Origin of the sequence: Dyadobacter sp. CY343, from assembly GCF_021390335.1 — a bacterium.
GTDB lineage: Bacteria > Bacteroidota > Bacteroidia > Cytophagales > Spirosomataceae > Dyadobacter.
In genome coordinates, this window is record NZ_JAJUXK010000009.1 from 1 (window position 1) to 14,833 (window position 14,833).

Consider the following 14,833-nt stretch of genomic DNA (forward strand, 5'->3'; position numbering starts at 1 on the left):
TTCTAATAGTTGTTTAGTTGAAAATAGAGATTTGCTCTTTTCACCTTCCTCCAATAACCGCTCCAACCGCCCCTTCATCTCATCATTCTCCTTCGAAATCCCTCCTTCAAATAATCAACGAAATCAAACAATCTCTATATTCTCTAAGTTATCATAATTTGAGATGTTTACGCTGGCAGCAACCCATTCGGCCGCCATATCGCATTAATTTTAGATGCATCTACACGCCTCCTCGCCTGTGCAAGACCATAATTTTTCTGCACGCCTAACCAAAATTCGGCTGTCGTGTTCGGGAACGCAGCGCCTAAACAAATTGCCATTTCGGGTGACACCGCCGATTTTCCATTGATAATTGCAGACAGCGTTTTCTTGGTTGTCCCCAAACTGCGGCAACCTGCTCAACAGTAAGTCTTTTTCCTGTCTCCTCATAAATTCCGTCAAGCGTTTCGCGGATAAGTTCACCGGGATGGGCGGGATCAAACAAAATCATATTATTCCTCTTGTTTAATGATAATTTATATAGTCAACGTCTGAGGCATTCTCTCCCTATTAATTGTATTGAATTTTATGCCGTAGAGCGGCTCCCTGTTTATAGAACAACGATATCAGTTTATAGCAAAGGCCCCAGCGGGGCCTCCTGATTAATCGCGAATTCCCAGGAGGCCCCGCTGGGGCCTAACAAAATTATTATCACTGATCTATTCTAGAAACAGGTTGCTCCTCCGGAGCTTTGCAGTTTACCTATTTACCTCCCCCAAATCAGCCGCTCCAACCGCCCCTTCATCTCATCATTCTCCTTCGAAATCCCTCCTTCAAATAATCAACGAAATCAAACAATCTCTATATTCTCTAAGTTATCATAATTTGAGATGTTTACGCTGGCAGCAACCCATTCGGCCGCCATATCGCATTAACTTTAGATGCATCTACACGCTTTCTAGCTTGCGCTAAATTGTAATTCTCCTGCACACCTAACCAAAATTCGGCTGTCGTGTTCGGGAACGCAGCGCCTAAACGAATTGCCATTTCTGGCGACACCGCAGATTTTCCATTTATAATTGCTGACAGGGTTTTACGGGTTGTCCCCAAAACTGCAGCCACCTGCTCAACGGTAAGTCTTTTTTCCTGTTTCCTCATAAATTCCGTCAAGAGTTTCGCGGATAAGTTCACCTGGATGGGCGGATCAAACAAAATCATATTATTCCTCTTGTTTAATGATAATCTATATCGTCAACGTCTGAGGCATTCTCTCCCTATTAATTGTATTGAATTTTATGCCGCAGAGCGGCTCCCTGTTTATAGAAAATATATCCCGGTTTTATAGCAAAGGCCCCAGCGGGGCCTCCTAATTAACCGCGAATTCCCAGGAGGCCCCGCTGGGGCCTAACAAATTATTATCATTGATCTATTCTAGAAACAGGTTGCTCCTCCGGAGCTTAGCAATTTACCTATCTGCCTGCTCCAATCAACCGCTCCAACCGCCCCATCATGTATCTGAGATCATGTATGACGTAGGTTTCTCGAATCTCTCGTATTTCTCCAAATGTTTTAGGGAGGAGTTTGGAGTTTCGCCTAAGGAATATGCCAAGAAGTACGGAAAGTTACCCGTCACATTTTCACAAATTGCTCGCTTGTACCATCAGCAAATTTGAGAATGTAAAGCCCACTGGGCAGCGATTTTATACTGATCTGTTGTTTGGTGGCAGTAATGTCAAGACTTTGCATGTGGCGACCAGTAATATCATATAAATTGGCAGATGTTCTTAGCAATGCATCACTAACCTGGAAAGTAACCGTTTCGCTTGCTGGGTTTGGATAAATTGCATTCAGCTTGCCTTCTTCATTGAGTGAAGTGATTTTGCTGTACGTAAACGTGCCGTCACGATCTGACATTTTTAAACGGTAATAAATGGTACCGTCAAAGTTGTTTTGATCGTGATAGCTGTAATGATTATCTCCACTGCCAGCCGCGTCCACCGTCGCAATCTTAAGGAAGCTTTTGGCATCGCCGCTGCGCTGGATTTCAAAGTTGTTCGTATTGACCTCGCTCGCAGTGTTCCATTGAAGCAAATTGCTTCCTGTTTCTTTGGTTGCAGTAAAGCTGATCAGATTAAGCGGTAGCGCAGACTGTTTCGTTTTTATGAAAAAACCACTAAAACCGGTTACATCAAAAGTCACTTCCCAGTATTGCGCGTCAGCATTCCATTCAACTTTGCCATTAGCCTGAGCAGGTGTAAATGTGGAGACGTTGCCTGGGTAAGAGTCGGGCAGACCAGAGCCGTCATTACTCACTCCTGAACGCTTTTCAATACGTAAATTGGCTTTGTTGTTCTCAATGTCGGCTGCGTTAAGCGGCAGCTTGGTCGGGTTTACAGCATTAAAGTCATCGAATTCCTGCTGGGTAAAGAATAGGGTTACTCTGGCTGCGGCACCGTCGGGATTGTTGAAAGGCGTTATCTGGTAGTGTCGTTTTACAAAGTCGTCAGGCTGCGTACTTGCTACCCAAACTTTTCCTTTCACCGTGCCAGACACGGCGCCTGTTCCATTCACCACGCCACCTGGATTTAAATAGGCGATAAGCTGGCAATCAGCGGAAGTCAAAACATAGTCTCCGGCAATGTCAGCGGAAGCTTCATCATTATCATTGGCCAGTTCGCGCCTTGCGCCACCAAACTCGTAAGCACCCAGATCAACAATGTGCTCACGTACCCGTGGGTTGCGATCCAGATCGGCAGTAATGCCGGAAATGTCCGGTCTCTGGCCTTCTTGAAAATAATTAAACCCAGCATTTATAGCAGGGCTGCAAGGCTGTAACCGGAAATTACCTGCGTTGGCATCTACAAAAAGCGGATCGACGCTTATTCCTGCGTTTCCGTCCACCTGAACCAGGCTGCTTTTGATGCCAGACTGCGGAACATTCACTAGACCGGTATTATTTTCATAAACAATGCTGTTGCGGATCGGAAAAGCCTGGCCGCTGGTATTGAAAATTCCACCACCTTGGCCGCTAGCAATATTTCTGACAATCGTGCAATTGGTGATTACGGGTTTTGAATCAGCCACAAAGATCCCTCCTCCATCTAAGGCAGATGTATTGCCGCTGATTAAGCAGTTGGTCAATATTGGAGAAGCACTGGATATTAAGAGGCCGCCTCCGAAAATTGGAGAGACATTGCCAATGAATGAGCAATTGATCAGCTCAGGGGAAGAATCATAAATATTCATACCCGTATATTGATTACCGGTTATCGTCAGGTTGACCAGCTTAGGCGATGATCCGCTGCCGTTCTGGATCGCAGGGGCGGTGTTAGAACCTGTTATCGTGAAGCCGTCCAGTACAGCGGCGCTGGTCAGCTTCAGCCCGGAATGGACTAGTACCCCGGCGCCATTATTACCACTGAGGGTACTCTTATTAGCTGTAACAGACAGGTCCCGCTGATCCAGGCTTGTTTCATTGCCTGCGAAACCTCCATAAATTTTTACGCCTTCTTTCATGAAAAAACGCGGGCCGCTCCCAAGGATAAACGTACCTGCAGCTACCCACACCTGATCGCCGCTGGATGCCGAATTAATGGCGCGTTGCAAGTCACTCTGTGCGCAGGCCCAGCTCGTACCTGCCCCACTTCCACCCGGAGTTACATACCAGACACCGGCAACTCCCCGCGGTAGGGGATCGGCCTGGAACTCGTAAGCGCCCATATCTACGATTCCATTATTGTAAAAGCGACCGCTGCCAGTAATGTCTTTAACAATAAGTGACAAATCCGGCGTCTGACCGCTGGTAAAGTAGGTGTTACTTCCCTTGTTCACAACCGGACTGCAAGCCTGCAGCCCGTAATCATCCTGAGCGGCATCCCGAAAGACCGGATCCACATAGCCTGAAATATTACCATTTGACGTGCTGGTTTCTCCTTGTACCAGGCTGTACCGGATCAAAGAGCTGGAACCCCCTTCATTGACTATCCCAGCTTCATTTCCGGAGATGAATTATCAGTATTATTTACTCCGGCTATCAAGTCTTCTCCGTCAGATTTGTTATCCGCAATTGTGCAGTTCGTAAGTATCGGAGAGGCCCCTGAATTCACCATACCTACACCAAGGTTTTTAACGATGGAGCAGTTGACCAAAACGGGGGAGGAGTTTTCATTTCTCATACCAGGCCCTCCGCCAGTGTTGCCTGTGATAATCACATTGACGAACATGGGTGATGAATTGGAATTTAAAATACCACTAGTTCCTCCAGAAACAGTAAAACCGTCCAGCAAGGCAGCAGTAGTAAGCGCATTTCCCGTATTATTAATGGTGTAGAGAACACTTGGCAAGCCCTGCAAAATGCTTTTATTAGCATTGATGGTCACATCTCTGCTGGCAAGATTTGTCTCCGTTCCTGCAAAGCCACCATAAACCTTTACACCCTCCTTCATAATGAGTGCTCTGGCAAGTCCGTCTTCCTGATCCGGGTAAAAGGTTCCCTCTGCCACCCATACCTGTTCACCGCTCGCAGCTGAACTTATTGCAAGCTGCACGCTGCCGGAAGCACACTCCCAGCTTGCCCCGGAGCCGGTTCCGCCTGCCTTCACATACCACACGCCTGGAACACCCACAGAAGTGGCGCCCTGGTATTCGTATGCGCCCATATCTACCGTTCCCTGGCCGTAAAAGCGTGGATTACCAGCCAGGTCGGTCGTAATAGTAGTTAAATTGGGCGTCTGGCCACTGGCATAATAGCCACTATTACCCTTGTTCACACCAGGGCTGCATTGTTGCAGCCGGTAATCACCCGCCTCAGCATTGACAAAAAGCGGATCGACTGCTCGCGGAGCATTGTGGTGATCGGGGTTTTCATCATATACACGTTGCACGATGCTATATCGAATCACTGCGCTGGAACCTGTTTCATTGATGATCCCTGGTACGCCATCGGGGATCCCAAGTCTTCCAAAAATGATGCTGTTCCGAATTTGGGGAAACGAATTAGACGAATTTCGCATACCGGTAGCGGTCTGACCAGAAGGTACGTTATCGACAATTGTACAGTTCGTCAATATCGGAGAGGCAGTTATATTTTCTATTCCAGCACCTTGGTTTCTCACGATAGCGCAGTTTACCAGAACGGGGGAGCAATTCTCATTTCTCATACCGGCTCCGTTAAGGCCATTATCTGTGATAATCACATTGACAAACATGGGCGACGAATTGGCATTAAAAATGCCGCTGGTTTCTCCTGAAGCCGTAAACCCGTCCAGCACAGCAGCCGTGGTAAGCCCGTTCCCTGAATTGCGGATTGTATTGACAGAACTTTGCACGCCACGCAGAATACTTTTATTAGCAGTGATAGTCAGGTCGCGACTAGCGAGATTGATTTCCGTTCCTGCAAAGCCGCCATAGATTTTCACGCCCTCTTTCATGGAGAAATACGTAAAAGCCGCAGGTTGAAATGTACCACCTGCCACCCAGACTTCGTCGCCTGCGTTGGCGGCATTGATAGTCGCCTGAAGATCACTGCTCGCATTTGCCCAGGAGCCCGACCCATTCCCTGTGCCGGTTGTTTTTACATAGAATGTCGAAGCAAGAACAGCAGAAGAAACGCCATTCAGAAGTGAAAAAAGCGCCAGGCAAATAGCGATTCGAAAAGAAACAAAAAATAAATTGGACGTACTTTTTGCAGGAAGTAAAGTTGAATGCATACAGGAAAGAACAGAGGAGATTACGAGTTTTCGCAAAGTACCGGGTTTCATGCGAAAAAACCGTGACGTATATTCTTGGCTGGCCGCTATATTTTTTGCTGCCTCTTTCAAGCATTATGCAGGCTAGCATGGAACATAAGTTTAGTAAAGGTTTACAAATCGGGCTGACTGTTAAGTATATATCGAGCGCTATCCATTTTATGTAGTAATAGTGAAATAAACCCTGCAAAACTAATATGAAGGATTCCCGAGCTAGTGACAATACCGATCTGGCCAGTTTTGGGTATCGGCAGGAATTAAAACGCTCGATGGGCAGCTTTTCCAGTTTTGCTGCCGGATTTTCCTACATTTCTATTCTTACGGGGCTTTTCCAAATGTTCCATATGGGTTACGGGGTTGCAGGTCCCGGATTCTTTTGGACCTGGCCGTTTGTACTTGCGGGTCAGTTGCTGGTGGCGCTTTGCTTTGCAGAACTAGCTTCCCGTTTTCCGTTATCCGGTGGGGTTTATCAATGGGCAAAGTTTACAGGAAACCCTTTCTTTGGATGGATGACAGGATGGATTTACCTGGCTTGCCTCATTGTCACCCTTGCTGCGGTAGCGATGGCATTACAGGTTAGCCTGCCTCAAATATCAAGTGCCTTTCAGGTCATCGGAACCTCAGATGATGCAGAATCGGTTGCTATTAACGGCATTTTACTAGGGTCTATTCTGATTGTTATCAGTACGCTGGTAAATGCGAAAGGCATTAAACTGATGGTGCTGATTAATAATATTGGTGCGGTCGCAGAACTGGTTGGGATTGTTCTATTAATAATCCTGCTTTTTCTAAACAGGGTAAGATCTCCGGTCGAGGCGGTCGTCCATATTGAACAAATCAAATCTGTGGGCAGCTCTTTCCCTGATGTGAAGATTTTTTTGGCAGCCACTGCATTGACAGCCTCTTATGTTTTGTATGGTTTTGATACTGCCGGAACATTGGCCGAAGAAACGCACGACCCCCGTACAAAAGCACCCCGCGCCATCTTGCAGGCACTGTTAGCGGCAGGCACTGCGGGATTACTCGTATTACTTTTCGCCCTCATGGCAGTGCCGGACTTCAATATGCCGGATCTGGGAAATATACGCGGAGGGTTACCTATGCTGGTTAAATCAGTGCTGGGAGAAACTACCGGAAGTCTATTTCTTTGCTGTGTCATTTTTGCCATTACTGTATGCACATTGGCAGTTCACTCCGGGGCTGCCAGATTAATGTACGCGATGGGGCGTGATGGGTACCTGCCTTTTAGCAAATCCTTATCGCAAGTTTCCTTAAAAACTCACACTCCGATACTAGCAACGCTGATTTGTGGATTGGGAGCGATCATTGTTTTGGCAGTGAACATTCAGTTTCCCAATGTTTTCGCTTTGGTAACCTCTATCGCCATACTTTGGGCCAATTTGGCCTACTGGATCGTGGTTGCTCTTCAACTCAAAAATAGACTTTCTTCTGCAAGGCATAACAGAGATACTAACGCAAGATTTGATTTAGGCAAATGGGGCTTACCAATTAATATTCTCGCGCTTGTTTGGAGCACATTTATGGTGGTCAATGTATCCTGGCCGCGACCTGAAACGTATGGTTTGGAGTGGTATCACCAGTATTCGGCATGGATGTACACGGCTGGCTTGATCGTGATCGGAATTTTCATTTATTATTATAAGTCATTAAAAGACAATGGATAAAAATTTTGACACGATCATCATTGGAGGTGGGTCGGCAGGTTGTGTGCTGGCAAACCGGCTAAGTGAAGATCCCAACCATAAAGTGCTGGTCATTGAGGCGGGAAGAACGGATTCCTGGTGGGATATTTTCATCCATATGCCAGCAGCGCTGACCTATCCGATCGGCAGCAAATTTTACGACTGGCAATATCAATCCGAACCTGAACCGTTTATGAATAACCGGCAGGTGTATCACGCACGTGGGAAAGTGTTGGGCGGTTCCAGCTCAATTAACGGAATGATTTTCATTCGGGGTAATCCAATGGACTATGAAAAATGGGCAAAGGATCCGGGAATGGAAACATGGGATTATACACATTGCCTGCCTTATTTTAAAAAGTCAGAAAACAGAACCGCCGGAGTCAATGCCTGGCGTGGTGGCGACGGGCCCCTGCATTTGGAGACCGGGCCGGCCACTAACCCGTTGTTTCAGGCATTTTTCAATTCAGCCAAACAAGCAGGATATCCGCTCACCGATGATGTGAATGGATTCCAGCAGGAAGGTTTTGGAAAGTTCGACCGTAATATCAAAAATGGAAAGCGCTGGTCTGCCTCCGACGCATACCTGCATCCTATTTTGGGAAAACGTAAAAACCTGGAAGTCATCTGTGACGCGCTCACAACCAAAATCCTGTTCTCAGGAAAGCGTGCAGTGGGTGTAGAGTTTTTGAAAGGAAATAGTTTGCACAAAGTTATGGCAGGGGAGATTATCTGCTGCGGGGGTGCCATTAATTCTCCCCAGGTTCTCCAGTTGTCAGGAATAGGAAACACTGAAACATTGAAGGCGGCGGGGGTAGAGGTGCTGCACGACCTTCCGGGTGTGGGCCAGAATTTACAGGATCATCTTGAAGTTTATATCCAATATGCCTGCAAAAAACCGGTGAGCGTATACCCGGCGTTGAAATGGTATAATAAACCCCGGGTTGGTCTGCAGTGGATGCTGTTTCGTAGTGGACCTGCGTCAACCAATCATTTTGAAGGCGGCGGATTTATCAGAAGTAATGATACCGTTGCTTACCCTAACCTTCAATTTCATTTTCTGCCTGTTGCTATCCGTTATGACGGCAGTTCTCCATCAGGTGGTCACGGCTATCAGGTGCATGTCGGTCCGATGAATTCGGATGCGCGTGGATCTGTGCTCATCAAGTCCGCGGATCCAAAGGAAAAGCCAGCTATTCGATTTAATTATTTGTCTACGGATAAAGACCGGAAGGAGTGGGTAGAGGCGATCCGCTGCGCGCGGAACATCCTGAATCAGCAGGCACTGGGTGAATTTAATGGCGGCGAGCTCTCGCCCGGCCATAGTGTGGAGACTGATCAGGAAATTCTCGACTGGGTCAGACGTGATGCTGAAACTGCGCTGCATCCATCCTGCACTTGTCGAATGGGTACGGATAGCATGTCTGTGGTGGATCCGCTCACGCTGCGGGTGCATGGGCTTGAAGGTTTGCGCGTCGTGGATGGCAGTGTGATGCCGTATATAACCAATGGAAACCTGTATGCACCCATTATGATGATTGCTGAAAAGGCTGCCGATATCATTTTAGGCAACCAGCCACTTGCACCGGAAAAAGCTAATTTTTATAGAAAGCCCTAGTAAACAGCTTCGCTTTTAAGTATTAAAACAATAGCGCTTGGTTACAAAATTACTTACCTCCTTTATATTCTTAACTGAAATTCCTTGAAACCTGCCCAATTTGCTGCGCTGTTTGCCGGACCGGCTGCGTTCTTTCTTGTCCTGTTTTTTGCTGACTTAAATCCCGGGCATCCCGAAGTTACCAGAATGGCCGCGGTGACGGTATGGGTCGCCATTTGGTGGCTCACCGAAGCGACTGACCTGGCCGTGACGGCCTTGCTGCCATTCATACTGATGCCGATACTAGGCATAGCCGATTCGCAAACGGTGGCGGCCCAATATATGGATCAAACCATTTTCCTATTCATCGGAGGCGTGCTGCTGGCTTTCGCGATTGAACGCTGGAACCTGCATCAGCGGATTGCATTGTCCATTTTATCGAAACTCGGCGCCAACCCGGCCACCATGCTTGGCGGCGTGATGGTCGCTACTTTTTTCATTTCCATGTGGGTGTCCAATACGGCAACCGTCATGATGATGCTTTCTGCGGTGCTGGGGATTATTGTTCAGGTTGAAAAACACGACATATCTGCTGCTCAAAAAAATGCGATCGCCAAGGCAATGCTGTTGGGGCTTGCCTATGCTGCATCCATTGGTGGCATGTCTACACTGGTGGGAACGGCCACTAATCTTGCTTTCTACAAAATATATTTAGATGCTTACAAAGATGCCGGCGACATGAACTTTGTCAGCTGGTTTGTCCTAGCTTTTCCGGTTGCAGTAATGCTGTTGGCCGCGGCATTTTTTATTCTCAAATTCACTTTTCTCCGCAGTGCAAAAGCTGTTATATTCGACCGCAGTTACTTTGTTGCCTCCCTGCGGCAATTGGGCAAAATGGCTTTTGAAGAAAAGGTCGTTTTTGCCGTTTTTGTCATTACCGCATACTTGTGGTTTGGCCGAAAGGATATTGATTTTGGATCTTTTCATCTAAAAGGTTGGGGCCGTCTTTTGGGTACACAGGCATCGTTTATTACGGATAGCACGGTGGCTATTGTAATGGCAGTTTTACTATTTCTGATCCCCTCGAAAAATGAAAAAGGTAAAATGCTGATGAGCTGGGAAGAAGCGAAGAAACTTCCAATCGGCATCATCCTCTTGTTGGGCAGTGGTTTTGCTTTGGCAAAAGGGTGCGATCAGTCGGGGCTAAGCACCTGGCTGGCACAAGAACTGCTTTTTTTAAAGGATGCGTCCCCCGTTTTTGTTATCGCTGGCATGTGCGTGATCATTTGTGTCATCAGCGAACTTGCTTCCAATGTCGCCTGCATACAATTGGTGTTACCCATATTATTAGCCATTCAAAAAGTAACCGGCATGCCGCCATTAATGCTGATGGTGCCCGCCACGCTGGCCGCGTCGCTCGGCTTTATGCTCCCCGTAGCAACCCCGCCAAACACCATTGTGTTCGGAAGCGGGCGGGTCCGTGCCGCTGATATGCGCAATGCCGGGTTGCTGCTCGATGTTGCGGGGATTGTTATTATTACGGTAGCGTCGTTGATTATTAGGGTGTTTGTTTGGGAATGAGGTCTTTCCATCAGTTTCGGTTACTCGAAAATTTCGAATAACTGAAACTTGCTTATTCAGAGAACGGGTGTATTTCTGGTTGATTTGAAAAATGTTGACTTGGAAATTGTTTCAAATCGAAACGATAGTCTAGCAATCTTCTAGGCCTCCATATGGAATATAGTATGCTGTTAACAGAAAGCTAAGAGCCACATAATTGTCTTTTTATCAGGTTGTTACAAAACTGCAACAAGCTGTTGCAGTTTTGTCGTTATAGAAAAATTTGCAAGGCTTATTGTCGAATTAATTCAACTGGACGATTACGGCAAGGCGTAAAAAGCGTGTTAAGACTTATTACAGCTTGCAGACCATTTTCCTGACGTCGGGAAAATGGTCGATATTTTGATATCACCTAGGACCTTTTCAAGATTTATAAGTCCAGACTAAATCCGTTAGCCTTATTAAGATCGTAAAATGCCATAAAAATGTCCATCGGCCCTCCTCCTGACTTTACCCAATCAGCTGTCACATTGAAGGCTGGCTCCAAAAAAGTAGAAATGTAAGTCATTTGGCCGGAACTGTGGCGAATGCCATTTTTATCAAGAGCTTTTCCTCTATTTAAAAACAAGTTTTTTTGATCATAGATTTGCTGTCGGAGTGCCTTATTTTCCTTTCCTCTTGGAAGATTATCTATGAGCATTCTTCGCATGGTAAAAAATAACCGGTGCGATTTGTCAGGATCAGCAATGTCGCTAAATATGTTAGAGTCAAAGCTGATATCTTCGTCTCCCAGTTCCTCAAGAGGAAATAATAAAGGTTGGATTGATGTCATATCTTTCGATTGTTCAATCAATTTTTTCATTTCTTCAAGACGATCTGTCTGATCTTTCTTCGTTTTTTTATTTTCCATGTTTCTGAATATATTTAGTTAGTTTGTTCCGACAGTTAATCTTTTCTTAATCAATTCTATTTCCTCAAAAATTGATTCTTTATCAAAAGGATTCGTTTTTAATGATCGTAAGGCAATGTCAGTTTTACCAAAATATTGCTGATAAAGTCCATACAAGTTCTTGCCCATTTCCTTGTTAGCTTCGTAGCAAAAGAAACTGTAAATTATTGCAGAATGAACACGTTTTTCTTCGGCATACTTCGCCACGGATGCAGGAGAGTTGATCAAATGCTTAATGTAGTTCATGAATTCACGCGGAAAGAGCATTTCCCGGGCAAACCAGTCAGCATCCTCTTCTTGAAGAAGAAACAGGTCTGCTGCACCGTCTTCTGTAAGTGCATATTTCAAAACTTTTAGTTGATCCAGATCATTCAGAACATGAAATAGCTCATGCATTAGAGCGAACCACAACGTTGCATAGTTATTATTATAGTCAGTAATGGCAATGCAAGGCTTTCCATTTACGACAAATGTTCCACCTCGTACTTTGGCCTTCGGTGGAGAAGGTTGAACAATTACTGTAATTCCAACACCAAATAGAGCACGTATTACCGTCAGAAATCCTTTCTCTTCATACCTGGTATATGGTCTTATGTTTTTGACAAGACTCAATAGTGCTTCGCGATTGAATTCGTTTGTATTTTCAATTTTTTCAAACTGAAAAAAAGCTGATCGAACCCAAAGTTCTCTCATTTTATCATTGGAATTGTGCAGTTTGCTAAACAACACTCTGCCAACTTCATGACTGTAATCAAAAATAGAATCAAGATGGAAAAATGATTTTATGCGATTCTCGATGTGCTGGAAATCGGTAATAGATGAAATGAAGTTTAAATCTTTAAGGCCCTTGACGTCAAAGGTTCGTAATATATAGTTAGCCTTCCTGGCGTCTTCGATTTGTCCGATATGTTCCGAGTTCAATGAGCCGACGTAAGTCTTCGTTAAATCCTGGACGTCGAGGTTAAAGAGCTGGCTAATCTTAATAATTGAAAAATAATCAAGTGACTCTACATCGCCCTCCGATATCCTCTTTGTCATTCGATAGAAGGTGTTCTTTGGTATCCCCAGGATTTTTGACATTTGAAAGTCTGTAATGCCAAGCTCTAATTTTTTCTGTTCAACCAGCTCGGAAAAGCTTACAGAGGGGCCACTTCCTACTTGTTCAAACAAATCCGAAATGTTGATCGGCATGTCGTTGTTTCCCATTGTCACGTTGAAAATTTAGATAATTAGTGCAAGATACAGCGAATTTTCCCAAAAATGGGAAACTTGACTAATTTTCAAGAAGCTTTGCGTCTCGGCATTTCTTCGCAGAATTTGTATTGAAGATGTGATAAATATTCCCCTATATTTGCCCCGCAAACTTTATTAAATTTTTTATGATGCTCATGTTAAAACTTGGGTTTAAAGTATCGTATTGGAGAGGCATACGGGTGAGAGTCCCGAGACCTATCGTAGCATCAGCTTTGATAAAGTTTGCGGTGACCTCTCCATTTTTAATCACTTCAATCCATCTAGGATATGCAAACTTTAAATGGTCCCGGTGTCGACTCGAATGCAAATTCAGTCAACCCAACGAATGATGCACGTCACGCATCAAATGTCCGAGCACCGCTGACAGAGTCACAAGCCGAGTTTTGGTATCTCATCGAATGTCAGGGCTGTAAGGAGCTGGCGCATTCGCTGAAAATGGTGCATGATCTGGCGCTTTATCATTCTGATATTCCGTTTGATACGGCCGAAAAATCGGCGCTGTTTGATGTGAACTTACTTGTAGAGGGGTTTCAGAAAATGGTTGCGAAAGTTTAGGAATTGGAGGACTGTTGGCGACAGTCCTTTTTTGTTTTACATATCGATTCACGGCAGTTCAGACTTACGTCATGGTAAAAATGGACATTAAGCAAACCGCTTGTAAAAGACAATCTAATAAATTAGTTTGACTCCTATGAATACACCACTTTCAAACATGCCGCTCATTGCCAGTGATATAAAGCAACTCATTGAGCAAAGCAGGCAAAATGTAGCCATTGCGGTCAATGCCGAAATCACACTTTTGTACTGGAATATTGGTAAAAGAATCAATCAAGAGGTTCTTAATTTCAACAGAGCAGAGTACGGCAAGCAGATTGTGGACACGCTATCTAAGCAGTTGACATTGGAATATGGCAACGGATGGAGCAAACGACAACTGCACCATTGCCTTCGAATTGCCGAGGTTTTTCCGGAAGTTGAGATTGTGCACGCACTGCGTACACAATTGAGTTGGACACATATCAGACAGATTATAGCGTTTGACGATGAATTGAAGCGGAACTTTTACATTGAGATATGTAAGTTGGAAAAATGGTCGTCGCGTCAACTGCAAGAAAGAATAAATTCCATGCTTTACGAACGCACTGCCATCAGCAAAAAGCCGGAAGTGACGATTCTGAATGATCTGGAGAGACTAAAAACAGAGCAGAAGTTAAGTCCGGATTTGGTTTTCAGAGATCCCTATTTTCTCGACTTTCTGGGACTTGCGGATACTTATTCCGAAAGAGATTTAGAAACAAGTATTATCGTTGAGTTGCAGCGTTTTATCACCGAAATGGGCATCGACTTCGCTTTTCTGGCGCGTCAAAAAAGGATAACTATTGATAACCGGGATTATTACATCGCCCTGCTTTTTTACCACAGACGACTAAAATGCCTGGTTGCTATGGATCTTAAAATCGGCGAATTTGAGGCTGGCTTCAAAGGTCAGATGGAGTTATATCTTCGTTACCTTGAAAAAAACGAACAAGTTGAAGGTGAAAACACGCCAATTGGACTTATCCTTTGCACCGGCAAAAATGAAGAGCATGTGGAATTGTTACAACTCGACAAAAGCAATATCAGAGTAGCCGACTACCTGACTGTCCTGCCCTCACAGAAACTCCTTAGCGAAAAGCTACACAAGGCAGTTGAAATAGCTCAACAAAGGCTTATTCAAAGAAACTGACAGTGCTCAACTAGCATTCGCATGCAGCATTACGAGAAAATAGCAACAACCATTCTAGCCACGGCCATTCATCGTGGCGCTGAGAAAAGTACTTGTCCTTCTGAAATTGCACGCATGCTGTTTCCTGACGATTGGCGTAAGTACATGAATGATGTACGCGAGGTAGCAATTGATTTGCATAACAAGGGTAGCGTAGCAATAACGCAAAAGGGAATACCTGTTGATGTCAACAATATCAAGGGGCCGGTCCGCATTAAGATTATCTGAACATTAGGAATAGAAGGCCAGAAGATTAGCATGAGACTACCCACTATTCTG

Annotated in this window: 14 protein-coding genes; 7 read left to right on the forward strand and 7 right to left on the reverse strand. The window is 45.1% G+C overall.

The annotated features are described in order from the left end of the window. Positions 1 to 167: 167 nt before the first annotated feature. From LZG94_RS23875 to LZG94_RS23885, 3 genes are all read right to left on the reverse strand, one after another. A complete protein-coding gene (locus tag LZG94_RS23875) occupies positions 168 to 332 on the reverse strand; it encodes a hypothetical protein (RefSeq protein ID WP_233794385.1) in 165 nt (54 codons plus the stop codon). Next, positions 305 to 490, reverse strand: a complete 186-nt coding sequence (locus LZG94_RS23880) for a hypothetical protein (RefSeq protein WP_233794388.1) — start codon at positions 488 to 490, stop codon at positions 305 to 307. The genes LZG94_RS23875 and LZG94_RS23880 overlap by 28 nt, the downstream gene beginning before the upstream one ends. 383 nt (positions 491 to 873) lie before the next feature. Next, on the reverse strand, positions 874 to 1,197 hold the full coding sequence (locus LZG94_RS23885) for a HigA family addiction module antitoxin (RefSeq protein WP_233794180.1): 324 nt from the start codon (positions 1,195 to 1,197) through the stop codon (positions 874 to 876). 224 nt (positions 1,198 to 1,421) lie between these two features. Between LZG94_RS23885 and LZG94_RS26610 the strand changes: the two genes are divergently transcribed. Beyond that, a complete protein-coding gene (locus LZG94_RS26610; RefSeq protein WP_409013364.1) occupies positions 1,422 to 1,652 on the forward strand; it encodes a helix-turn-helix domain-containing protein in 231 nt (76 codons plus the stop codon). On the opposite strand, the gene LZG94_RS23890 is transcribed toward LZG94_RS26610, so the two are convergent. Further along, a complete protein-coding gene (locus LZG94_RS23890; RefSeq protein ID WP_233794181.1) occupies positions 1,609 to 3,936 on the reverse strand; it encodes a T9SS type A sorting domain-containing protein in 2,328 nt (775 codons plus the stop codon). The two genes, LZG94_RS26610 and LZG94_RS23890, sit on opposite strands and share 44 nt — an antisense overlap. 23 nt (positions 3,937 to 3,959) lie before the next feature. Then, positions 3,960 to 5,687: a right-handed parallel beta-helix repeat-containing protein gene (locus LZG94_RS23895; protein WP_233794182.1), complete on the reverse strand. Its 1,728-nt coding sequence runs from the start codon at positions 5,685 to 5,687 to the stop codon at positions 3,960 to 3,962. A gap of 236 nt (positions 5,688 to 5,923) precedes the next feature. Here LZG94_RS23895 and LZG94_RS23900 point away from each other — a divergent pair, with 236 nt between their 5' ends. The 3 genes from LZG94_RS23900 to LZG94_RS23910 all read left to right on the forward strand — a co-directional run bounded on the left by LZG94_RS23900 (position 5,924) and on the right by LZG94_RS23910 (position 10,607). Then, entirely contained in the window at positions 5,924 to 7,411 is a 1,488-nt protein-coding gene (locus LZG94_RS23900) for an amino acid permease (RefSeq protein ID WP_233794183.1), read from the forward strand. Beyond that, positions 7,404 to 9,047 (forward strand): choline dehydrogenase, encoded by a 1,644-nt coding sequence (gene betA / locus LZG94_RS23905; protein ID WP_233794184.1) that lies wholly within the window; start codon positions 7,404 to 7,406, stop codon positions 9,045 to 9,047. Before LZG94_RS23900 ends, betA begins: the two co-directional genes overlap by 8 nt. 84 nt (positions 9,048 to 9,131) lie before the next feature. Then, entirely contained in the window at positions 9,132 to 10,607 is a 1,476-nt protein-coding gene (locus tag LZG94_RS23910; RefSeq protein ID WP_233794185.1) for a DASS family sodium-coupled anion symporter, read from the forward strand. Between the two features lie 409 nt (positions 10,608 to 11,016). Here the strand turns inward: LZG94_RS23910 and LZG94_RS23915 are convergent, their stop codons facing one another. After that, a complete protein-coding gene (locus tag LZG94_RS23915; protein WP_233794186.1) occupies positions 11,017 to 11,496 on the reverse strand; it encodes a hypothetical protein in 480 nt (159 codons plus the stop codon). Between the two features lie 18 nt (positions 11,497 to 11,514). Next, the gene (locus tag LZG94_RS23920) at positions 11,515 to 12,741 is read right to left on the reverse strand and encodes an ImmA/IrrE family metallo-endopeptidase (RefSeq protein ID WP_233794187.1); all 1,227 of its coding nucleotides are present in this window, start codon (positions 12,739 to 12,741) and stop codon (positions 11,515 to 11,517) included. A gap of 315 nt (positions 12,742 to 13,056) precedes the next feature. Between LZG94_RS23920 and LZG94_RS23925 the strand changes: the two genes are divergently transcribed. From LZG94_RS23925 to LZG94_RS23935, 3 genes are all read left to right on the forward strand, one after another. Continuing rightward, positions 13,057 to 13,344 carry a hypothetical protein gene (locus LZG94_RS23925; protein WP_233794188.1) on the forward strand — a complete coding sequence of 96 codons (288 nt, stop codon included), beginning with the start codon at positions 13,057 to 13,059 and terminating at the stop codon, positions 13,342 to 13,344. 136 nt (positions 13,345 to 13,480) lie between these two features. Beyond that, the gene (locus tag LZG94_RS23930) at positions 13,481 to 14,515 is read left to right on the forward strand and encodes a YhcG family protein (RefSeq protein ID WP_233794189.1); all 1,035 of its coding nucleotides are present in this window, start codon (positions 13,481 to 13,483) and stop codon (positions 14,513 to 14,515) included. A gap of 21 nt (positions 14,516 to 14,536) precedes the next feature. Beyond that, positions 14,537 to 14,782, forward strand: a complete 246-nt coding sequence (locus LZG94_RS23935) for a DUF3253 domain-containing protein (protein WP_233794190.1) — start codon at positions 14,537 to 14,539, stop codon at positions 14,780 to 14,782. The last annotated feature ends 51 nt before the right edge of the window (positions 14,783 to 14,833 follow it).